Annotated in this window: 17 protein-coding genes; 4 read left to right on the forward strand and 13 right to left on the reverse strand. The window is 55.8% G+C overall.

Translation table 11 applies throughout. The annotated features are described in order from the left end of the window. Nucleotides 1-297: 297 nt before the first annotated feature. Nucleotides 298-1095: a hypothetical protein gene (locus SH678x_RS13630; RefSeq protein ID WP_496919007.1), complete on the reverse strand. Its 798-nt coding sequence runs from the start codon at nt 1093-1095 to the stop codon at nt 298-300. 196 nt (nt 1096-1291) lie between these two features. Beyond that, a complete protein-coding gene (gene topA, locus SH678x_RS13635; protein ID WP_496919008.1) occupies nt 1292-4015 on the reverse strand; it encodes a type I DNA topoisomerase in 2724 nt (907 codons plus the stop codon). Between the two features lie 394 nt (nt 4016-4409). Here topA and SH678x_RS13640 point away from each other — a divergent pair, with 394 nt between their 5' ends. Then, on the forward strand, nt 4410-6857 hold the full coding sequence (locus SH678x_RS13640) for a hypothetical protein (protein WP_496919009.1): 2448 nt from the start codon (nt 4410-4412) through the stop codon (nt 6855-6857). A 7-nt stretch (nt 6858-6864) separates the two neighbouring features. Here the strand turns inward: SH678x_RS13640 and glgB are convergent, their stop codons facing one another. The 7 genes from glgB to SH678x_RS13675 all read right to left on the reverse strand — a co-directional run bounded on the left by glgB (nt 6865) and on the right by SH678x_RS13675 (nt 15656). Beyond that, complete coding sequence (gene glgB, locus SH678x_RS13645; RefSeq protein WP_496919010.1) at nt 6865-9084, reverse strand: 1,4-alpha-glucan branching protein GlgB; 2220 nt, start codon at nt 9082-9084, stop codon at nt 6865-6867. Nucleotides 9085-9250: 166 nt separating this feature from the next. Then, nucleotides 9251-9964, reverse strand: coding sequence for an RNase H family protein (locus tag SH678x_RS13650; RefSeq protein ID WP_496919011.1), 714 nt, complete (start codon nt 9962-9964; stop codon nt 9251-9253). A gap of 313 nt (nt 9965-10277) precedes the next feature. Beyond that, the gene (locus SH678x_RS13655; protein WP_496919012.1) at nt 10278-10532 is read right to left on the reverse strand and encodes a hypothetical protein; all 255 of its coding nucleotides are present in this window, start codon (nt 10530-10532) and stop codon (nt 10278-10280) included. Nucleotides 10533-11396: 864 nt separating this feature from the next. After that, entirely contained in the window at nt 11397-11834 is a 438-nt protein-coding gene (locus SH678x_RS13660; RefSeq protein ID WP_496919013.1) for a tetratricopeptide repeat protein, read from the reverse strand. Between the two features lie 1161 nt (nt 11835-12995). Next, nucleotides 12996-14327, reverse strand: coding sequence for an HD domain-containing protein (locus SH678x_RS13665; RefSeq protein ID WP_496919014.1), 1332 nt, complete (start codon nt 14325-14327; stop codon nt 12996-12998). Between the two features lie 4 nt (nt 14328-14331). Further along, on the reverse strand, nt 14332-15036 hold the full coding sequence (locus SH678x_RS13670) for a hypothetical protein (protein ID WP_496919015.1): 705 nt from the start codon (nt 15034-15036) through the stop codon (nt 14332-14334). Nucleotides 15037-15164: 128 nt separating this feature from the next. Then, complete coding sequence (locus SH678x_RS13675) at nt 15165-15656, reverse strand: ACT domain-containing protein (protein ID WP_496919016.1); 492 nt, start codon at nt 15654-15656, stop codon at nt 15165-15167. Between the two features lie 165 nt (nt 15657-15821). On the opposite strand from SH678x_RS13675, the gene SH678x_RS13680 reads away from it, so the two are divergent. Both SH678x_RS13680 and SH678x_RS13685 read left to right on the forward strand, forming a co-directional pair. Continuing rightward, on the forward strand, nt 15822-16229 hold the full coding sequence (locus SH678x_RS13680; protein ID WP_496919017.1) for an acyl-CoA thioesterase: 408 nt from the start codon (nt 15822-15824) through the stop codon (nt 16227-16229). Then, nucleotides 16226-16813, forward strand: a complete 588-nt coding sequence (locus SH678x_RS13685; protein WP_496919018.1) for a DJ-1/PfpI family protein — start codon at nt 16226-16228, stop codon at nt 16811-16813. Before SH678x_RS13680 ends, SH678x_RS13685 begins: the two co-directional genes overlap by 4 nt. Before the next feature lie 234 nt (nt 16814-17047). Here SH678x_RS13685 and SH678x_RS13690 read toward each other — a convergent pair whose 3' ends face one another. Together SH678x_RS13690 and SH678x_RS13695 are read right to left on the reverse strand one after the other, a co-directional pair. Then, nucleotides 17048-17791 (reverse strand): gamma-glutamyl-gamma-aminobutyrate hydrolase family protein, encoded by a 744-nt coding sequence (locus tag SH678x_RS13690; RefSeq protein WP_496919019.1) that lies wholly within the window; start codon nt 17789-17791, stop codon nt 17048-17050. Nucleotides 17792-18348: 557 nt separating this feature from the next. Next, a complete protein-coding gene (locus SH678x_RS13695) occupies nt 18349-19074 on the reverse strand; it encodes a CPBP family intramembrane glutamic endopeptidase (RefSeq protein WP_496919020.1) in 726 nt (241 codons plus the stop codon). A gap of 40 nt (nt 19075-19114) precedes the next feature. Here SH678x_RS13695 and SH678x_RS13700 point away from each other — a divergent pair, with 40 nt between their 5' ends. After that, on the forward strand, nt 19115-20329 hold the full coding sequence (locus SH678x_RS13700; RefSeq protein ID WP_496919021.1) for a 3-oxoacyl-ACP synthase III: 1215 nt from the start codon (nt 19115-19117) through the stop codon (nt 20327-20329). Here SH678x_RS13700 and SH678x_RS13705 read toward each other — a convergent pair. Both SH678x_RS13705 and SH678x_RS13710 read right to left on the reverse strand, forming a co-directional pair. Beyond that, complete coding sequence (locus SH678x_RS13705; protein WP_496919022.1) at nt 20321-21874, reverse strand: serine/threonine-protein kinase; 1554 nt, start codon at nt 21872-21874, stop codon at nt 20321-20323. The genes SH678x_RS13700 and SH678x_RS13705 overlap by 9 nt on opposite strands. A gap of 338 nt (nt 21875-22212) precedes the next feature. Further along, on the reverse strand, nt 22213-23046 hold the full coding sequence (locus tag SH678x_RS13710) for an enoyl-ACP reductase FabI (RefSeq protein ID WP_496919023.1): 834 nt from the start codon (nt 23044-23046) through the stop codon (nt 22213-22215). Nucleotides 23047-23072: the final 26 nt, after the last annotated feature.

Here is a 23072-nt window from a genome sequence, read left to right on the forward strand (position 1 = left end):
GTTCCGAGTCAGGTGGGACAAGAAGGCAGGAGTAGTGCGAACGGTAACGTCGCAGTTCCTCAATTATGCCCACTCCCCAAGCTCGAATCAAACCCGCGGCCAAATTGCCCAGGTTGTTCGGCAGATTGAGAATTAGTGTGCCACTGCTGGCTCGCCCAGCAGTGTCTTTGAAGCACGAGTGAGCCGTCACGGAATTTCACGGATAAAACACGGATTGGCGAGAAGCGGCCTACCAAATTTCCGTGTTTAATCTGTGTTTCATCCGTGGCTGCTCAATCCGGAACTAGGCCTGTGGTATTAAATCGCCTCGGCAGACTCGGTTTCCTCGGCCATTTCGGGACGCTGCCGCAACGAGCGTCTCCCTTCGGCATTCCCGCGTCGCCCCCCAAATCCCCCACGACCGCGGTTGCCTTCCAACATTGCCGCCGGCAGATCGAATTCCGCACCTAACAAAGTCACAAGTTTTTCTTGCTGGTCGGGGGACAGCAGCGCGTTGGCTTCTTCGCGGGCTTCAGCCAAAGTCACCGCGCCACGCCTACCTTGAGCCTGAGCTTGCTCGCGCAATTGTTTCTGTTGGTCGGCCGTGAGATCCAATGCCGCCGCGATGTCGGAACTTGAAAGTGCCGTTGCCGCACCATCGCGCCGCAGGCCAAGCTGCAGATTGATTTGCCGCAACCGCGAGGTTTGGTCGCTATTCAAGACGGTGCCTAATCTTTCATTGATGCGGTTAGCCATTTCGGCCATTCGTTCGCGAAACTGTTGGCGATCCGCTGGATCAGCGTCGCGAAACGACTGCATCATGCCGCGAATTTCTTCGGCGAAATCTTCACGAATGTTCACAGTCAGCGAATCGACCTGTGCCGCCTGATCCCCTTCGAGTTTGAGCTCCTGCTTCACGGAATCGATTTGCAGCAGTGGGACAAAGCCCATACCCTGTTGGCCCAAACGACCACGGCCTTGAAACATCCGCCCACGCTCAGGTTGCGCGGAAGCATCTTGCGTAGCAGAGGGCTCTGGTTCACTTTGCTGGGCGTAAAGATCGCCCACCGCCAACCACGAGCAGAGAACGCAAACAATCAACAACGATTTCGACATCACACACCCCTTCAAATGGCAAATTGCATGGATTCATGCTACGCCATCGAAGGGTGGGCGAACAGCCACAACGCTTTCTCACGAAGATTTAACACTTCAAGCAAAGCTAGAGAACTTCTCATCCGAAAACGGGTGCCACTGCTGGCTTGCCCAGCAGTGTCTTACCAGCACTGACGAGGCCACCCATAGAACCCAGCTAGCTCGACTTTTTCTTCGCAGCTTTCTTCGGGGTTGCCTTTTTAGTCGCGGCTTTTTTAGGAGCAGCTTTCTTCGTGGCAGATTTTTTGGCTGTCGCCGCTTTGGGTGCCGCCTTTTTCTTGGATGCTTTCTTAGGCGGTGGGCCCAAGGCGGCTTTATCGGCTAGCAATCCGAGCGCTTCGTCGAACGTGATTTCTTCCGGCAACATCCCTTTTCGCAGCGAGACATTCGTCACGCCATCGGTGATGTAAGGTCCGAAACGACCTTCGAGAATCTGCACCGGCTTTTCGGTCACGGGTGATGCGTCAAACAGTTTGAGCGGCGGCTTCTTAGCAGCCCCACGGCGGTGCGTTTTGGGTTGTGCCAGCAAGTCGACAGCTTGCGCGAACGTCACATCAATGGGCGAAACATCCGCAGGAAGCGAACGCGTGTCGGTTCCACACTTAATGTATGGCCCATAGCGCCCATTGTGCGCCTCGATCGGCTCATTCTTTTCCGGGTGATTGCCCAAATTGCGTGGCAATGAAAGCAGCTTGAGCGCGGTTTCGAGGTCGATCTGCTCGGGCACCATTCCCTTGAGCAAACTGGCGTTTTGCGGCTTCTCTTCATCGTCTGTATTGCCGCGCTGCACATAGGGACCGAAGCGACCCACTTTGACATACACTGGCTTGTTGGTTTCTGGGCAATTCCCCAGCGGCTCGTCACCCTTCTCGGCCTGATCCAACAACTGGAGCGCCATCGCCAGCGTGACTTCATCGGGCGCAACGTCGTCTTTGAGCGAAGCCGTGCGATCGCCCTGCTCGACAAACGGAGAGTAACGGCCCACGCGGACAAACACATCGGGACCGTTCTCAGGCTTGCCGATGAAAATCCGGCTGATCTTCGCGGGATCGATCTCGTCGATCTTGTGCTCAAGGAGTTTCTTCAAACCGGGCCGACCATTGCCGAAGTAAAAGTCGCCCAAGTATTCCACGTGCCCGCGCTCGCCGCGGCTGATCGCGTCGAGATCGTCTTCCATCTGCGCGGTGAATTGATAATCCACCAGCGAACCGAGATTCTCTTCCAGCAACGTGATGACGGAAAACGCGACCCAAGTTGGCACTAGCGCATTGTTCTTTTTGAACACGTAGTTCCGCGCGAGAATCGTATCAATAATCGACGCATACGTACTGGGCCGACCAATGCCGCGTTCTTCCAGCGCCTTGGTGAGTGCCGCTTCGCTGTAGCGCCCCGGGGCTTGGGTCGTGTGTTCTTTGGCTTCTAACGAAGTGGCACGCAGCTGATCGCCCACTTCCAAATTCGGTAGCGCACGTTCTTGGTCGGCCAATTCCGCCGTGGGATCGTCGGAACCTTCCACATACGCCCGCAGATAACCGGGGAAGTCGATCGTTTTGCCGCTCACTTGGAAGACGCAGCCTTCTCCTTCGATCGAGACGACGATCCGCCGACCACGCGCATCTGACATCTGGCTGGCAATCGTGCGTTTCCAAATCATGTCGAACAGACGAAACTCGTCGTTGTTCAGCACATTCTTCATCGTCTCAGGCAGTTCAAACGGATGACCCGCGGGGCGGATCGCTTCGTGAGCTTCCTGAGCGTTCTTCACCTTGGATTTGTAAACGCGCGGCTCCGACGGCAAAAACTCACCGCCATAGCTGCGGCTCACCAAATCACGTGCGTCCTGAATCGCCACGCTCGCCAAATTCGTCGAGTCGGTACGCATGTAAGTGATGTGGCCGTTTTCGTACAAGCTTTGGGCCACTTGCATCGTCCGCCGCGCCGTGAATCCGAGCTTACGGTTCGCTTCCTGTTGCAGCGTACTGGTCGTGAACGGTGGATAAGGCTTCGTGGTGTATGGCTTATCTTCAATCGAAGCCACGCGGAACGTGCCGTTCTTGATGCGCTCGATCAGGGCGTTCGCGCCCGGACCATCCAGCAACAACATGTCGGGGTTTTTGAGTTTGCCCGTCGTCGAATCAAAATCCTTACCCGAAGGAATTTTGCGACCATCTGACGACATCAACGGCGCTTCAAGCGATTGGCCATCTTCCTTGGAAAACTGGGCCAGCAAGTCCCACCACGTGCCCGAGACAAACGCCATCCGCTCGCGTTCGCGTTCCACGATCAAACGCACGGCAACGCTTTGCACGCGGCCTGCCGAAAGTCGTGGGCGAACCTTCCGCCACAGCAGCGGCGAAACTTCATAGCCATACAACCGGTCAAGAATGCGGCGTGTTTCTTGGGCTCGTACCAAGCCCTGGTCAACCTCGCGCGGACCTGCCAGTGCTGCTTGAATGGCATCCTTCGTGATTTCGTGAAACACCAACCGATGCACCGGCACCTTGGGTTTCAAAATCTCCAGCAAATGCCAACTGATCGCTTCCCCTTCGCGGTCTTCGTCCGTCGCCAGATAGAGTGCGTTGCACTTTTTGAGTTCGTCTTTGAGCAGCTTGATTTGCTTAGACTTCTCGGGCGGAACGACATAAATGGGCGTGAAGTTGTCGTTGACGTTCACCCCCAAGTTCGACCACGGCTCTCCTTTATATTCCGCCGGGATCTGCGCAGCCCCTTGCGGCAAGTCGCGAATGTGGCCGATGCTCGCCTCGACACGGAAACCTTTGCCCAAGTACTTGCCAATCGTTTTGGCCTTGGCTGGAGATTCCACGATGACCAGTGCTTGGCCGCCGTCGCCGGATTCAGGAGTAGTTGCCTTCTTTGCCATAGATATTCAGTCGTTTCACAAAGCCCCAGCTGTCTGCCAAGTTCCGCTTCTCTTATCCGTTCAAAACCTAAGACGGGGTGAGCAAAGTCTTGTCAGCCTGCCTCTTCCGGTCAAGTTCTACAGACCCTACATTTATAGAATTGGGTAATAAGCAACCACGGACTAGGGCACCCTGTCTTAAGTCGGGGATGCCTGATTTGGCGGTTTATTGACGACTTCCACTGGCTCGTAGCGCCTCGCTCGTCGTCCACACTCCTGATTGGGATTGCATTTACGTCGATCTGCAATAGAATCACGGGCCACTTTAACTAAGCATTCTGTCGTCAATCATTACTTCTGCACCGGTCGGGCTGTCAAGTGGCCCGGACCTGGCAACCTTGGCTCAGGACGTTCGATGGCTCACCCTTTTCGCTATTTTCGCAAGCACCAGAAGGCATTTATGGCCGCCGCGGTGGTAGTTGCTATGTTTGTGTTCGTCATTGGCGACCAAATTACCGCGATGATTGGCCAAGGGGGCGGCGGACCCGACCCCAAAGAAGTGGTTGCTAGCTGGGATGGCGGCAAATTGACCTCCATGGAGCTCGATGTCCTCACCCAACGGAGGTACTTCGTCAGTCAGTTCCTCGATCGATTGCGGATGGAAGGGGCCCGGCGGCTCATCGAACAAGGGGGCACTCCGATGCTTCCCTCGGTTCCCGATTTCGTGCTTTCCCCCAATTCCAGCCCCCGCGATGTACAAGTCGGGGTCGTCACGACCCGCGTTCTCGCCGATCAGGCGAAAAAAGCGGGGATGAGTATCAGCGATGATGTCATTAACCATTTTCTCAAGGAAACCAGTTTCCGCCGGGTGAGCGATGAAGAAATGAAGATGCTCATGCAAGGCATTCGCGGCGGCGGCAATGTACGCGGCCTGGAAGATCAACTGTTCGCCGGCTTGCGTGAGCTCTTGCTAGGAAACACCTATTTCGGCAGTTTCAGTTCTTACACCCGTCCCGAACTCGCCGAGCGGCTGCCCGTGTTGCCAGACAACCTGCCCGAGCAACGCTGGCAGGATTGGAAACGCATCAACGACCGCATCGCCGTGGAAGCAGCCACGATCCCCGTCTCGGACTTCGTGAAAGATGTCCCCGATCCGAGCGAAGCCGAACTACGCGCTTTTTATGAAGAGTTTAAGAACAACGAATCGCATCCTCCCCACCAAGTTTTAGGGGCCATTCTCCCCTCGGCCGATCCCGGCTTTAAGGAAATGCGGAAAGTTAAGCTCAACTATCTGCTCGGCGATGTGAACGCTTGGAGCGAAAAGTATCGCGACACGATCACTGCCGATGAAATCGCCGACTACTACGAGCGCAACAAGCGCACGCAGTTCGTGAAGACCGACGGCGCAACCCCATCGTTTGACGAGGGCTTATTCGATACCAAGCCGGCCGAAGAAACGGTCGAAACCGAAGAATCCGCGACCGTTGAAACTCCCGAGGGCGACGTCACCGAAACGGCCGACACTGAAGAAACCACGACGGAAGAGACCACGACCGAGGAAACTCCTGCTGAAGAAACGACTCCTCCCGCGGAAAAATCAACCCCTCCCGCCGCACCGGCTGATGAGGATTCCAGCAGCGTCGAGCGCAGTAAAACATTCCAGCTCGCGGCATTCCAGCTGAATGAAGAGGCCGAGGAAGCTTCGGAAGCAGCCGACGAGGCAGAAGTCGAAGAAGCCGCTGAAGAAATCGTCGATGCCGAAGAAACCGTGGCCGCAGAAGAGGCCGTCGAAGAAGCGACCGAATCGCTCGAAGAAACCGATGCCGCAGCAGCGGAAGAAGCTGCTGAAGAAGATGCCGACGAAGACAAAACTGAATACATTCCGCTCGACGAAGTGCGCGATTCGATTCGCAATAAGCTCGCCACCGACAAAGCTGTCGTCGAACTGAAAAAGGTGATGGACCGCATCTACGGCGAGCTCCAAACCGAGTACAACCCCTACGGCTTCGCGGTCGTGACGGCTCGCTCGGAAAAGAAGGAAATTCCCGCTCCATCGGCGGCATTAACCAATCTCAAGGAACGTGCCAAGGAAACCGGCTTAACTTCCGAAGAAACCGTGCTGCTCACGCAACGGGAGCTTGCCGACACCTTCGTGGGCAAGGCGATCGATGTCCAAACACAAAGTGAGTTGGTCATCCAAGCCGCCTTCGATGATCTGCAGCTTTATGAACCGATGTTGGCCACCGATCTTGATGGCAACTTGTTTCTCGTTACGAAAGTGGAAGACGTTCCCGAAAAGATTCCCGCCTTCGACGACATCAAAGACGAAGTCCTGCAAGCCTGGAAGCTCCGCGAAGCCTCCCAGCTCGCACTGAAGAAAGCCGAAGAATTTGCCGCCGAGGCTCAGAAAAAGGGAGATACGCTCAGTACATTCTTCATCGGCAAGCCCTATGAAGTGACCACGACCGATCTCTTTAGCTGGCTCTCGTTCGGCACGACCCCGGCGGAAATGCAACGTGGCGCCCGCTTGGGCGATGCCCCGCCGCTCTCCGCCGTTGGCCCAGATTTCATGACCAAGGCGTTCGAGCTCAAAGACGATGAAGTGGCCGCGCTGCTGAATTACGATCAGACCAATGCCTACATTTTCCGCGTCGACCGCCGCGAGTCGACACCCGAGGAACTCAAAGCCTTGTTCCTCAAGGAAGCCAACAGCTGGTACGGCGGCCGTGTGATGATGGGGGCACGTTGGCAATACCAACAACGCCAACTCATCGCCGAGCTCATGGATCGTGCCGGGCTTGATATGGAAAAGCTCGACACATTCCTCAGCCGCATGTACACACAGTCGGATTCAGAGCAATAAGCTCTCCCTATCGCTGGGGCTTGAACACAACCACCGATAATGGTGGCAAGGTCATCACCAGCGAATAAGGACGTCCGTGGCTTTCGCTGTTTTCTGCGGCAAGGCCTGGATAATTGCCCACGTTGCTTCCCGCGTAGTACTGCGAGTCGGTATTCAAGATTTCTTGATACCAGCCCCCTTCGGGCACACCGATCCGGTAATTGCTGCGGACGACGGGCGTAAAGTTGCAGGCCACGAGCACGTAATCATTCGGATTCGTTGCGCGGCGGAGATAGACCAGCACGCTATCGTTGTGGTTGTGGCAATCGACCCATTCGAAGCCGCTGCTTTCAAAGTCATGCTGATGCAGCGCAGGCTCGGTCGTGTAGAGTCGATTCAAATCGGCCATCAATCGCTGAATGCCTTCGTGGCTCTCCCATTGCAATAAGTCCCATTGCAAATCGTCTTCGTAATTCCACTCTTTCCACTGGGCGATATCGCCACCCATGAACGTGAGCTTTTTGCCGGGGTGCGTCCACTGATAACCATACAGCAGCCGCAAATTCGCGAAGCGTTGCCACATGTCGCCGGGCATCTGATCGAGCATCGAGCCCTTGCCGTGTACCACTTCGTCGTGCGAGAACGGTAGCACGAAATTCTCGGTGAAGGCATAGATCAACGAAAACGTCAGTTCATCGTGATGATAGCCGCGGTGGATCGGTTCATGCCGCATGTAACGCAGGGTGTCGTTCATCCACCCCATGTTCCACTTCATGCTGAAGCCAAGCCCACCCAAGTAAGTCGGCCGCGACACGCCACCAAATGCGGTCGATTCCTCGGCCACGGTCAGCACGCCGGGATATTGGAGGTGAACCTGTTCGTTGAATTCCTTAAGGAAATGAACCGCTTCAAGATTCTCGCGCCCGCCATATTGGTTGGGGATCCACTCGCCCTCGTTGCGGCTGTAGTCGAGATACAGCATCGACGCCACGGCATCGACCCGCAGACCGTCAATGTGATACTTATCGAGCCAGAACAACGCGTTCGAGGTGAGGAAATTACGGACCTCATTGCGGCCGTAATTGAAAATCTTCGTGCCCCAGTCGGGATGTTCACCCTGGCGTGGGTCAGCATGTTCGTACAACGCCGTGCCATCGAAAAAGTCGAGACCGTGGCTGTCTTTGGGGAAGTGCGCGGGGACCCAGTCGATCAACACGCCAATGTTGTGCTGATGCAGATAATCGACGAAGTACTGGAAATCCTGAGGCGAACCGTAACGGCTGGTCGCCGCGAAATAACCAACCGTTTGATATCCCCAGCTTCCGGTGAAGGGATGCTCGCTGATCGGCATTAGCTCAATGTGCGTGAAGCTCATCTTTTCGCAGTAAGCGGCCAAACGGTGAGCCAGCTCGCGATAATTCATCCAGGGGCAACCACCATCGTGGTTGCGGTTCCAACTTCCCAAATGAACTTCGTAGATCGAGATCGGCGCATTCAGCCCATTGCGACTTTCCCGTTCGCTCATCCAGTGGAAGTCGTTCCACTGATACGAATCGATGTCGGCCACGATGTTGGCGGTGCGGGGCGGAACTTCCGCGGCGAAGCCATAGGGATCGCACTTCTCAACGACATTCCCGCCACGGGCTTTCACAGAGAATTTATACAGCGTCCCCACGGTCATGTCGGGAATGAACAATTCCCAAATCCCGCCGGGCATGTGTTTGCGCATCGCGTGCTTGCGACGATCCCAGCCGTTGAAATCACCGATCACGCTGACGCTCTCGGCATTGGGAGCCCACACGGCAAAGTTAATCCCCTTGATGCCATGAATTTCGCGTTCATGGGCACCAAGCCGGCGGTAGGCATCCCAGTGGCGGCCTTCGCCCAGCAAGTGGAGATCGTAATCGGTCAGCAGCGGTGGGAATGAGTAAGGATCGTGCATCGTCGTTTGTTCGCCCGCCTGGTTCACACTGCAAAACTGATAAGTGTGACCGAGCTCACGGTCGTACACCTCCGGATTGCAGATCGCCTCGAACAATCCCGCCGGGTGGATCCGCCGCATCGGCTGAGAAATGCCGTGCTGCTGATCGACCAGCCACACTTGCTGCGACTCAGGAAGATAAGCCCGGATCGCCAGAGCCCGTCGACCGCCATCGACAATTTCGTGCGGTCCCAACACTTCAAACGGGTTGTGGTGATAGCCGTGGACAACCGGTGCAATGGCACCGAGATCAACTTGAGTTCGCACCGCGGACATCCTTTTCTGGATTGCTAATCTGGGTTCTGTTTTACCTGAAATTACTTCACTGTGCCGCCTAAATTACCTAGTCACCTGACGAAATTCGGCATATTCCGTCAAACCCTTGTTTCATTTACCGTGCCAACACCTTGAATTTCTTTCCGAGAAGTGGGAATTATGCGGCTCCCTGTGTTAAACCCGGCATCGCGGCACCAATGGCACGCAAGGATTCGCCGAAATTGGTCGCTTTGCTCACCAACGAGGCCGCCACGCGACCGAGCGAATTCGGGCGCTGCTCTCGTTGAACGCGACGCCTTCTGACACGTTGTGGGGGTCTGACCCGCCGTTTGATGGGGGGGATCGCAGCTGTTTCCGCAGCTTCGGAAGACGTGGCAGTCAATTCACAAGAGTTCGGCGTCAGCTCGTGACAACGAGCCTCTGCCGCCTCAAGCACGTGCGTTTGAGGGTCGACACACGACAGTGGCTCTTCTGTCGCGGCTTCTTCAAATTGCCAAGCCTGGCAGACGACTTTATGGAACAACAACGCGCGATCCACGCGTTGCCACAGATCATGATCTTTCACGGGAACGATCCGGCCGAATCGTTCCCATTGCCAATCATTCGCTCGCCACTCGGTCAGGCCACTGCGGATGCCACGACTCACGTAGCGACTCTTAGTGACGAGCGTAACCTGCGCTGGACCATCCAGGGCTTCCAATCCTCGCACCACGGCGAGCAGTTCCAAGCGTTCGCCACAGGTGACGTTTTCTTCATCGGCGACAACCATTCGCCGGCTGGTTTCGACGTTCTGCAGCACAAACCGCCACGTTTGGCCACTCGATGTGCAACTTGCTTCGGAGAAAAGCAAATAGTGGGAATTGGCAATCATGAGGACGCATGCACGACGCTGTGGGGGAAACGTCGGTCCGAATCGGTGGGTTAACGGCGACTGGCTTCGGCTGCCAGTCACTCGCGGGGGAGTACCTCAGACACGCGTCCACTGCGAGTCAAACAGCGACATGAGCCGCTGTCTGAAATACCTTATCGGCAAACGCTTCGCAAACTCTCCAGTTTATCAGCCAGCCGTTTTAATCGGACCTATGCCGCTTGCGGCTTAGCGCGCGAGTTCTCAAGGGTGCCACTGCTGGCCCGCCGCGGCGGATTCAAAGCAAACTGCCCAGCAGTGTCTTCACGGCACTCATCTAAACACGACGAAATTCGTGCTGAACGCTCACCAATTCCGAGAGCCGTTCACGATCGGCGCTCGAGGCGATGCCGTCGATGACGGCCCACGTCAGCCGCGAGATTTCGGCTTCGACGCTTTCCTGCGGCGTGATGGGGGCCACCAGTGAAGCGATCGCTCCGCGGCCCTTGGCAGGAGAATAATTAGCCCGTGCCTGGGGATTCCCTACCACACCAGACAACGGCAACGACAGGTTAGCAGCTTCTCGGATCACGGTGAAAGACTCCCTAACACCAAGGCAGGCGAGCGGTGGGCATCAGCCCACTGCATATTCAAAGGACAGTCGGCAATTAAGCAACTGGCGTGCCAGCCATCAGGCCCACCTGTCGCAACCGCAAGGGAAACCTCTTCCCTCTGAAAAACTAGGCACTGCCCACGATTTCCAGGTTCGCGGTGGACTAGGCCAAGTGGCAGCAATTTTGCCATCTCGCCCAAATTCGCGGCACGCGCTGCCCCACGCCTCAGCAAGCCGCTCGCGGCTTAGCCTAGCTGTGGCTGAGGTCTCCGACCTCGGATGCTGTGGCTGAGCCGCTACTACGGTCATTCCGAGGGAGCCTAGGCGACCGAGGAATCTGGCTTCCCCCACCCTGCACTGACCCGCGTATGCGCCCAGTACGGCAACCACACGATTCAACCGTCCCGTCATACCCGCGATGGCGGGAATTCCAGTCTTTAACACTTGGCCACAAAAAACACGAAAAACGACAAAAATGAGCCCAAACGCGCTAGCGTGGGGTTTTTCGACGCCGCCACAATCGTGAAATCCCAGAACCCGCGGCTAGCGCCTTGCGGCTCATTCGTGTAGCTCAAGTCTGTGCCTGACACCAAGGCGATTGTAGACTGGCAAACGGCGTGCATCGAACGGAGTCGAGACACCCCATCAATCAGGAAATGGCGCCAAAACGCAAGAAGCCTCTGGGGGCATTACTTACCAGGACCGAAGCCACGCTCTTCGAGTGGTGCCGCATGGCGAGAACGAAAGAGTAAAAAAGATCAGCTAGTTGGTGAAGGAAGGCGAGCCGTGAACGTGAGCGACCGGAGCGAATTAGGCTAACCACGCGGTATGATCATTTTCTTTCTATTCATCTTCATCTTGGCCATCAGAATAAAGCGGCCCACGTGCCGAGTAAGCCTCTTCGATTTTAACTCTAAATGCTTGAGCTCTTTTGTAATGCGACTGTCGTTCCAGAGCCAAGTGAATCATTTCTTGCGCACGATCAAGTTTGCCAAGTTCAAACCAAACCTCAGCTAAATGCGCCGGCGCAATCCCAGATCGATTTAATGTTGTCGCAGCTGCATAAGCAACGACTGCTTCTTTGAAACGGCCTTTCTTAACAAGACACTCGCCAAGCAAGAATAGTGGCTTATAATGCGGCTCTATGAGAATGCTCTTTTGAAATAGTTCGATGGCCTGGGAAGTACGTCCCTCGTTCATGGCTTCGCGTGCGTATTCGAATAACTCTAAATCTTCTCTCCAATCAGGGTTGTTTCGATCAGTGAACTGTGGGTGTACCATCGCTCGCTATTCCTTCATTTCATGCGACTGGATTAATTCATGGCCTCATGGCCAACGGCATATCATACCGTAGCATGGGACAACGCCCCAGGACACAAGCCATATCATCTGTTTGGCCGAAGGACATAGTCATCATGAAAAACTTTGCCACGGCTGAAGATGGCTTTCTGCCAACGATACAAAATCGATTTCATTTCTAGGGCGTTGCTCTAGGCTACGATGAAATATGGCTTTCAGCAATCAATTTCAATCCTATCTTGTACACGCGACTTCCCCTAACCCGCCAGTGTCTCGCCTACCCTCCACCTTGCAGCCTTATCGAACCTTCAATTTCCCAAAGCAATAACTTCTCCCAACGCCATCCTAAACTTCACCACGAAAAGCCCCGTCTCCTACTACTGAAATCCACACGGGCCACCCCGTGCCACCCACGGCTGCATTTCTCCCCTTCGTCGTTTCTCTCTTTCGTGTCTTTCGCCTATTTCGTGGTTCCCCCCTCCACATCCCCCGCAGCAGACTTCCCTTGTCAACAATTCTTTTTGTGCCACTTCGTGTTTTTTGTGGCCAGCAATTTTCTCAACGCTCGTTTCCTCCGTGCACTCAGCGTCTCTGCATGAAGAATTGTAGATTCCCGCCTGCGCGGGAATGACGTAATGAGGTGGCCAAATTTTAGGAAGGAAATGGCCCCGCGGATGTGCTATGTTCGCTTCTGCTTGGCGAGCCTCCCGCGTGGGCGGGGGGAGTTCGTAAGATCATGGACGTATTCGTCATTGTGAGCCGAGCAAGACGGCGAGAGGAGTACGCCTACAAACCGTGTGAATGTGGAAACGAGATTCTTTCGCCTCCGGCGGACCGAGGCTCTCTCAGAATGACGTGAGTTCCGTCGAACTTATTCATCGCGAGGCATGACAAAGTTGCAAAAGTTGAACAAGATGACAAAGTTGCCAGGGCCGTGGACTGTAAGACGATAGACAAACTCCACAGTCTACAGTCCATTGTCCACAGTCCTTCCCCCTGCTTGGCAACATTTAAGAGGCACGCAAACCAAGCAAACCTCGCCAACCTGGCAAAGCTGATGAATTCGTAGAATTAGAACACGCAATGCCATGCCGGAACTGCGCGGAGCTTGTTTCCGGCCTACGCCTAAACTCAGAACTCCCCCTACCCCGTCAGCTCCGCCGCTTCGGCGATGAGCTCGGGCAGGCGCGGCAAGGAGCGCAAGTCCTCGGCGACTCGCGGATGGGCGAACACACGCACCCGTTTGACGTAATCGTCGAACTGCTCGCGGGCGAGTGTGCGGACAACCGGCGAAATATCCCCCAGTCGGCGGTAGCAATTTTCCTTGGGAAAATGGACGTCGATTTGGAACTCAACCTCAAGCTTCACAGGAGGTGCATCGAAGAGAATCTCATGACTGGCCACAATGCGCGATAACGCCGTGCTGGCGAGCCCCGCAAAGTTTTCCGCACACCGCACCAGCCACGGATAAGGTTTGCGGGCGAGCTTTTGATACAGCTGGGGTTCCTGAAACAAACTGTACTGCGTGACCCGTTTGTACAAACGGCGTGTTGGTCCGAACAACCCATCAAGCAAATCGCGGGCGGGGCCATCGCCCGCCGCTGCCATGAGCGCGTCGATCATCGGCCGTTCGGTCAGCCGAAACAGCGGGTCGATGTCGAGCGATTGGTGCAACATCGAAAAGGCCCGTTGCAGCATGGCAGTCGCGGCCCGTACGGCGTGATGCCAGTAGACTTCGCTGAACATCACATAGCGGGCAAAGACCATCATCTCGGCGGCGGTTTTGCCTTTGTCGGTGATCGCCAAGCCGTCGCCCATTTCGTTGAGGCACAAACTTTGAATCAACCGCGGCTGATCGAAATTCCGACCATAAGGCACCCCCGCGTGGAGGCTGTCGCGCACGAGGTAATCGAGCTTGTCAACATCGATCGGCCCGGAGAGCAAACTCCGCAGGATGCGGTTGCAGCGGTCCTTGGGTTTGCCGGAAAGTACTTCTACAATCTCCCGAGGCTGAATGTCCCATTCATCGCGGAGCGCATCGGCGATTTCGCCTTCCAGCAGGAAGCTGTTGGCGAAGAGCTCGTGACTCGGCACGCGCGGCAGCGACATGTTTTCAATCGGATGGCAGAACGGCCAGTGTCCCAGATCGTGCAACAGGGCTGCCACGAGAAATCGCTCGGCATCCCGTGGTGTCACGACCGCAGCAAATCGCTGATCCTCGGCCAAGCGGTCGAGGAACAACAGCGCCATCCGATACACGCCCAGCGAATGCTCGAACCGCGTGTGATTCGCCGCGGGATAAACCAGGCCGACGAGGCCCAATTGGCTGATCTGGCTCAAGCGGCGGAACTCGGGCGTGTCGATCAACTGCTTCACGCGATGCGTGAGCGGCACGTCCAACTCCGGCGGAATTCTGACCAATCCCTGCCCATTCCGCAGTGCGGCGATCTCAGGAATCTCGCGGAGGTTGCTCACGGGTTCAGTTCATCCCCGGCAGGAAAGGGAGCCCCATGACAAACCGCAGGCCCACCGTGATCAGAAAGTAGAGAGCAAAGTGAAAGAACGCCGTGATGGGATCGAGGTCAAACGACACAAACGCCGCGAACGTGCCAATCCCCGCCACGATGGCGATCAGAATGCCGATCTGGATCATTTCCAGGCCCGCTTTGAACGCATCGTCGCCGAAGACATTCCAACCCACGTAAACATATACGCCCCACATCAAGGCATAAACCAACCCACATGCGAGCGAGCGAACCACCACATCGGTCCCGGCATAAACGCCGAGTTCGTCATCGCGAAGAAAAGAATAGGCGGCATAGGCCAACGGCGGGCCAAGCAACACCGCTCCCATGGCCAGGAACCAAGAGGGCACACCTTCGGTCGCAAATTGCCGACCGACGAGCCACGACACGATGATCGCCAACAACGCGCCGCCGGCAACGATCAGAAAAATGTTCGTGTTGAACTTGGTTTCTTTGCGTTTGATCGGCTTGAGGACGTTACGCCCCTTGGCGTCCTTGGCTCCCGCTTCCATTTCGGGAGTGTGGATAACGACCTCATCGGTCTTCGCTGGAATCTGAATCGGCCCCTTGCACTTGGGACAAGCGCCCGACTTGCCGGCATGTTGATCGCCAACCGAAAACTTAGTGAGACAGCCGGGGCAAGTAACTTGAATGGGCATGAGTTTGAGCTTTTTCGTACGCCTAAAGATTCTTACTGTGTTCCGATTTCGCGTTCAGAGTGAGTATGTGCGTAAGTGAGTAGGTTTTAGGTTCAAGACATACTCACTGACTCACCTACTCACCTCCCCTAATCACTGTCTTTGAGATCATCTTCGTTGACGGTCTTGAATCCCTTGGCCGCCAAGGTCTCGAGCGCGAACTCGTTATTGTCGACCATCAAAGCCACCGCGGGGCGATCGTTCGGCCGCGCGAGCAGCGGATAGACCTGCGAGATGTTGATCTCGGCCTGCAAGAGCGCCGTGCAGACCTGCAACAACGGCTGGGGGCTGTCGGGAAGTTCCACGCCGATGAGATCGGATTCCACAATCGCCAAGCCGGCGCGTTCCAGCACCTCGCGGCCTTGCTCGGGGTCGCTCAACAGGAACCGCACGACCGCGCATTCGGCCGAATCGGAGATCGTCAGCGCCACGATACGGACGTTGCTTCCTTCAAATCGCCGCACGACTTCCAACAGCTGGCCGACGCGGTTTTCCAGGAAGACCGTAAATTGGCGGATCGAAGGATAGTCGCGGCCCCGCATGGTCGAGAAACCGATCCCCGAATTTTCGCCTGTACTCATCGAATGGCCTCCAGAAAAAACGCTATCAGAGTGCGTAAATCAAGGCGTAGTATAGGATTCTCACCGACCAAATGCAACGATCTGCTTAAGATGGGTCCCGCTCGTTGGTTGAGTTCGCTACGATACAAAATCCCGCCCCGTTGACCGTCTCCAACCCCCTCCGCCATGAAGCAACACTCAATCGAAATTGAAGTCCGTTACTACGAAACCGACGGACAAGGCATCGTTCACCATGCCAACTACTTCCAATACTTCGAGCTCGCCCGCGTGCAGATGCTCAAAGCAGCGGGGCACCACTACGCCGACTTGGAGCGCGACGGCTACCTGCTGGTCGTGCATAAGATCGGTTGCCGGTTCTTGCTGCCCGCCAAATTCGGCGACACGCTCCGGATCGTCACCACCGTCGAACGCGCCACCGCGGCTCGCATCGACCACAGCTACAAAGTCTATCGCGACGACATGCTGCTCGCCGAAGCGGAAAGCACGCTGGCCTGCATCAATCGCGCGGGCCAAATCCAACGCATGCCCAGCATGCTCTACGAAGATCCTTTAGCGGAAGAGGTCCCTCAATGAGCGGCAAACTCATCCTGATGCTGGTCGGCGATTTCGTCGAAGACTACGAAGCGATGGTCCCGCTGCAAATCCTCGAAATGATGGGCCACACGGTCGACGTCGCTTGCCCCGACAAGAAAGCCGGCGACAAAGTGGCCACGGCCATTCACGACTTTGAAGGTCACGGCACGTACAGCGAAAAACGGGGCCACAACTTTCCGATCACCATCGACTGGGACCATGTGGAGGCGAGCAAGTACGATGCGCTCGTGATCCCCGGCGGGCGTTCGCCTGAGTACTTGCAGCTCGACAAGCGGGTGCAGTCCGTCGTCCAGCACTTCTTCTCGGCCAACAAGCCAGTCGCCGCTACCTGCCACGGCCCGATGATCCTCAACACGGCCGGCGTGCTGAAAGGCCGCAAGCTACAAGCTTATCCCAGCCTGCAGCCCGACGTCGAACGCGGCGGAGCTCAGTGGGATCCACCAAGCGAAAAATTCGACAGCGTATGCGTCGATGGCAACCTCGTCACTTCCCCCGCTTGGCCTGCCAACGGCGCGTGGATGCGGGAGTTTCTGAAAGTCTTAGGCACGACCCAGCTTCCGTGAGCTGTGGGCGCCGTGCGCAGCGATAATCGACTAGCATCGCTTGACAGTATTCTTAGGCGACGAATGCAACTATACGTAGGCTAACGCCAACGGTTAAATTTTTCGCTAAGCCAAACAAAAAGACCTGACACGGGCATCCCTATCCCGTGTCAGGTCCTGGGTCGTTAACTCGCGTCCTACGAGACGAGCCCCGCGGTTCGCTTGAGCGCAACCGGGGAAAAGTTTCTCGCAGGACTACGCGACGAGTCGCATAGCGCCTTGGAATTCTGAGACACCCATCAAGAATTCTTCAAAGATACGCACGTCCAGCGCTGAAGCGGTTTCGGCTTCGGGATGGAATTGAGTTCCCATCGCGAACCAATCGCTCATCGTGCTCTCGATCGCTTCGACGATGCCATCGGGGCAGCAGGCCGAAACTTTGAAGCCGGGGGCGACTTCATCAACCGCCATGTGGTGCATACTGTTGACGCGGAGTTCGCCGTCGCCGTAGACGCGTTCCATGATCGTGCCGGGCACGAGTTCCAACGTGTGGCGATGGGCGGGGTCCAAGGGGTCTTTGTGTGGCAAGGCCGCGGGACGATCCTCGGGGATGTGCAACATGAGATTGCCACCCTGCGAGACGTTGAGCAACTGCATGCCCGCACCGATGCCGAAGACGGGCAGACGACGGTCAGCCACCTTGCGCATCATACATCGGTCAAAGGCTTCGCGACGGGGATCTTGCAACCGGACCGTGGGATGAAGCATCCAGCCATCGCGGCGTGGGTCGAGGTCGGCACCGCCGACAAACAACACGCCATCGAGATGATCGAGAATTTGCTCAACATCGGCTTCTGTTTGATAGGGGGGAAGAATAATGGGCAGGCCCCCCGCCTTGATAATGGCATCGAAATAGCCGGCAGCCAGACAGGAATAAGCCGGCGTGTCTCCTTTGGCCGAACGATAGTCTGCGTTAACACCAATCACGGGCTTGGTCATCGCTTTGCACTCCTTTTCCGGCGCATAATGCGCCTTACGGTCCTGGACTCCGCAAGAGAGCGTTTGTGGCGCAAAGCGAATAGTTAAACCGGCGGCCCCTGATGCTGCTCGGATCAATTTATAGAACGTCACCGCAAGAACTGGTCGTTGACAGGTGGCCCATTCAAACGCGAAACAAAAGTCCGCGGCTGTACCTTCCTTGGCACCTGTAGAATCCATAATATCTCGAAGCCTGACCGACCCATGACTGCTCTTAAAGCTTGCGGCTCTCGGGAGCTATTGCTAACAACCCCACTCGAGTCGTGTCGCCATGCGGAATTCCCTCCGCTTCATCAAGTTCGGGCTGACGTCCCTATCGCTTCGCCTCAGAAACACTCCTTGTGGCTGTGGCCGTTGTCACACGGCATAGGCATGAGGATGCAAGTCGTGGGGGTGAATTTAACCGAGTGTCTGATAAAGGCAAGGACTTAGCCTATGTTGGGCCCAAATTTTTCTGCTAGCACAAGATGGTGTGTTCTTGGCCGACAACCACTATGGGCAGGAAATGCCGGGAAATGTCACGATTGGAGCAACGACCCGGCAATTTCGTAGCCAATCAGAAAAATTGCCGCATCGACCAATAAATGGCTCAGCCAAGGCCCCAACAAGCTTCCCGAGCGGTCGTAGAGCCAAGCCCAGACAGCGCCGCCAATGGCCACGCAAAACGAAAACAGCCACGTCACTGGCGAGAAAAATCCGAAGTACGTGCCGATGACTAGCACGTGATGCGCCATGAAACCGAGCGATGAAACCACATTCGCCGGCCACAGCTGGGTGAGCTCGCGCATTTGTCCAAACACAAACCACCGCCAGTAGTATTCCTCCAAAAAGGAATGCACGAGGCTGTAAAACACTCCCACGGCAATGAACACCGTGGCTGATTCCAAGTCCATGCCGTCGATCTTCTCGCGCATTTCCGTCGCAGCGGCGGCAAAGAATTCCGTCGATTTCAGCCCGAAATGATACAGCGCGTACATAGCCGCGCTCACGGTAAGACCAAACAGAAGTCCTACACCGACGCCCTTAGTCGAGACTGGCCAAAGCTGGGGCCAACGGCGTTGGACAAGCACGACGAACCCAATGGGAAACAAGAATTGGAACGTCTTGGCAACGCCGTATGTCACTTGCTGAACGGTCGGCGAAAACTCCGCGGCCAAAACGAAATACGCCAGTGTCACCACGGTTGGTAACACCAGGGCGAAGATCACGGCGATCCAGTCGCGGGTTCGATGGTTGTGATCCATTCTGGTTCCAAATTCTGAGTAATTGAACGGCATCGGGACGATGCCGGCTAACGACTTTATTTCATTCGCTGATGCACGTGCGATCTTGGCGGCGGTTGCCTCGCGCCAACTTGACCTGTATTGTGAAAGTTTCACCTTGCGTGTCCATCGCAACCTTGCGGCGTCATTGATGAATTACCAACGAGTTTGCCTCGAAGCCCTGGGCTACACCCTGCCCCGCGAAGTCGTCACCACCGACGAGCTCGAGCATCGGCTCGCGCCCGTTTACGAACGGCTACGACTGCCGCACGGGCGATTGGAACTGATGACCGGCATCCGCGAACGGCGTTTTTTTCAAGCTGGCACGTTGCCCGGTCAAGTGAGCCTCACAAGCTGCGAACAAGCGATTCAAGCCGCCGAGATAGAACGGCATCACATCGGAGCCCTTGTCCACGGCTCGGTCTGCCGTGATTATCTCGAACCCGCCACGGCTTGTTCGGTCCATCATGCTTTGGACCTGACCCCCGATTGTTTGATTTATGATGTGTCGAATGCCTGTTTGGGAATTCTCTCGGGCATGATTCAAGTGGCCAACATGATCGAGCTGGGCCAAATCCGTGCTGGGTTGGTCGTTGGTACTGAATCGGGCAGGCAACTTGTCGAGAACACCATCGAACGGCTCAATGCGGATGAATCACTCAATCGCCAGAACATCAAGAATCTAATCGCCTCGCTGACCATTGGCTCGGCCAGTGTGGCGGTGCTATTGTGCGATGAAGAACTAAGCCGCACAAAGAATAAGTTCACAACGGCCACCGCGCTCGCCAACACCGAGCATCACGATCTTTGTCAAAGTGCCAGGATGGAAACATTCATGCACACCGACAGCGAACAACTCATGAAGGAAGGCGTCGCCACGGGAGCGGAGACTTTCGCCCGCTTCCTTTCGCAGTCTGGCTGGCAACGTGATGTGATTAACAAAACGATCTGCCATCAGGTTGGCGTGGCCCATCGCAAGTTGCTCTTCGAAGCTTTGGGGTTAGACACGAAGCTCGATTTCTCGACGTTTGAAACACTTGGCAACACCGGTGCCGCAGCCTTGCCCGTGACCCTTGCGCTCGCCGCCGAAGCGAAACACATTGAACGGGGCGACAAAGTGGCGCTCCTGGGAATTGGCTCGGGTATCAATTGCCAGATGCTGGGCGTGGAATGGCAAGAAACATGTATTCGCGGCGGGATCGAAGCCGCAGTGACCGAAGACGCCCGACTAATTTAAGGCGATTACCAAGACCAAACCCAACAAGGCCACAACCCCTACACCCACCACTACATACACCCAACCGGGAGTGCCGTAGCTGGGGCCTGAATAACCGGGCGGACGCAGCGGATCAAACTCACCGGGCTTGGCGCGCGGTTGGATCTTAGCGGTTTCTTTTTGCGCTTCGAGTTCAAACGCTTCTTCAACTAACGATTTCTGACGTTTGAGCGGCTGCGGATCGCTTAACGTCGCCTTGAGCGTATCTTCGGGCTTCGTTTCCGTCTTAAGAAAGGTTTCAACCGGCTTGGCGGGTTTATCTTCGTCCAACGGAGCCAGGCCGATTTCTTCCTCGTCCTCGACCGCTGTAACTGCCACCTGCGCGACGAGCTTGTTGCCTGATTTCCCCGCCTGTGATTTGCCGCCTGAGTCCCCGGAACGATTCATCGACTGAGCAAAACGGCGGAACACGTCGCTCCCGACGCCACCCGATCCGCTGAGCAAATTCTTGCCGCTGTCGCCAACTTCACGCCCACGATCGGCCAACCATTCCGCCAAGCATTCAGAGACTTCATCGGCCGTCTGGTAGCGCTCGTGGGCCTTCTTGGCCATCATTGTTTCGCAGATATGCACCAAGATCGGCGGTGCATCGGGGCGGTCCTTCAAAATGCTGGGGGCCCGCTCGACCTGATGTTTCAGCAAACGCTCGGAAATCGAACCATCTGGGAACGGTGGGTGACCCGTCAGCAAGAAATAGAACGTGCATCCCAAGCTGTAAATATCCGAGCGGGCATCGGCCTTGTGGCTGTTGAGCGCCTGCTCGGGAGCCAAATAATCGGCCGTGCCTAGCACATTCTCGTTGTTATCGAGTGTGAGGGATTCATCGTCTTCGACGATTCGCGCAAGGCCCATGTCCAAGAGCTTCACGACTTTATTCTTGTCGACCAAACAGTTGGCGGGTTTGATGTCGCGGTGAATCAGGCCCATCGCATGCGCGTGCGATAATCCCCGCGCCACTTGGGCGATGTAATCCGCCGCGACGAGATAATCGAGCGGGCCTTGCTCTTTCACCAACTGATGAAGATCTTGGCCTTCGACATACTCCATGACCAGATAGTGCTGGCCTTCGAACTCGTCGATATCGTAGGTGTGGATAATGTTTGGGTCGTCGAGCTTGGCCGCAGCGCGGGCTTCGATGCGAAACCGATCCAGGTACGTCGCATCGGCAACGCGATTCTTGGGCAGCACTTTAATCGCCCGCCGGGCCCGCATCAGGATATGCTCGGCGAGATAAACGCTGCTCATGCCTCCTTTGCCAAGCATTCGCAACAACTTGTACTTGCCGAGGATAAAACCACGGTGCTTGCCGGAGAGCAATTTGTCGGACTGCCACTCTGTCAGCAGGTCAGCTTCAACGAGCGCTTGCGCTAGGGCTTCTTGTGTCTCGGGGAGCGCCCCGCCGTTGGCGGCGCGCAGCTTCGCCAGGAAACGTTCCAACTGCTCTTCTTCAATCAGTTGGCTACGTTTGACGAGATCGACAAAACTTTGAGCCGGTTGTTTCGACATGGCGTCAGGTGGGATGGCAGGGAAGCAATACGCTATAACGTAAATTATTGGCAGGAATCAAGTTGCAGATTACAGCCACAGGCGTATGCATACCCAGACCTTTCGAACAAAGGCCGCCAAGAAAAGTTCTCTGTTACCCGCTGGAGTCTCCGCGGACCGACAATCCGTTTCGTCCCAAACCAGTAACTGCCCGATTCCTGGTGACTCCGCCTCACTTCCCAGAATATCATGCTTTTCGTGAATCTGCCATCATCCTAGCCCCTCCAACCACTGAAATTGGTGGGGATTACGCAGTATTTTTTACATCCCAGCAAATGTTCAACTTGCGGACAGTTCTGTTAAGTTTGCTGGTGCAGTTTATCAGGGTCCTTGCTTAAGAAGCCTTCAATCAAGCGATGATCGAAGTAATTCACATCCATCCCTGCATCGACCACAATCCGCTGCGTATTGATGCCACTAGACTTTGGGCTAAGTAGAAAAGCTACGGCAGCGGCGACCTCGCCAGTCTGCACCGCCCTCCCCCGCAGGGTGGCTCGCTCGGCATACAAATAAGAATCGACATAACCGGGAATACCCGCTGAAGCCGACGTTTTCAACAGTCCAGGTGCGACCGCGTTAAACCGCACCTCCGAAAAGTTGCTAAACGACTTGGCCAGAAACGCCAAGCTGGAATCAAGTGCCGCCTTCACGGGAGCCATGAAACCGTAGTTTTCGCTGGCCATCCGCGTGGTGGAAATCGAGATCGTCACCACCGATGCATCGCGGCTGAGCAAGTGCTTGAGCGCGTTGGATATCGCTACGAGTGAGAAGCAACTCACGTCGAGCGCTCGCAGGAATTGATCTTTGCTCGTTTCATGAAATGGCTTGGGACCTTCTGAGTAATCGCCGAAGGCAATCGAGTGGACGACCCCATCCAACCGGTCATAATTCGCGGTTAATTCCGTTGCGAGCCGATCGATCTGCTCCTGATGCTGCACGTCGCAAACGAATATCGGCAGTTCCGGGAGCAATTTACCGACCGAAGCCTTCCGATCTTCAGAACGAACGACCAGCACAACTTCAGCATCTGCCGTAAGCAATTCGTGCACAACATGGAACGCCACGCTCTTGCGATTGGCCACGCCAAACACAACAACGCGCTTGCCAGAAAGTTGCAGAAAATCACAGGCCATTTTTAATCCCCCTCCCAGTACTCTGG

The sequence above is a fragment of the Bythopirellula superficialaquae genome (assembly GCF_059632245.1).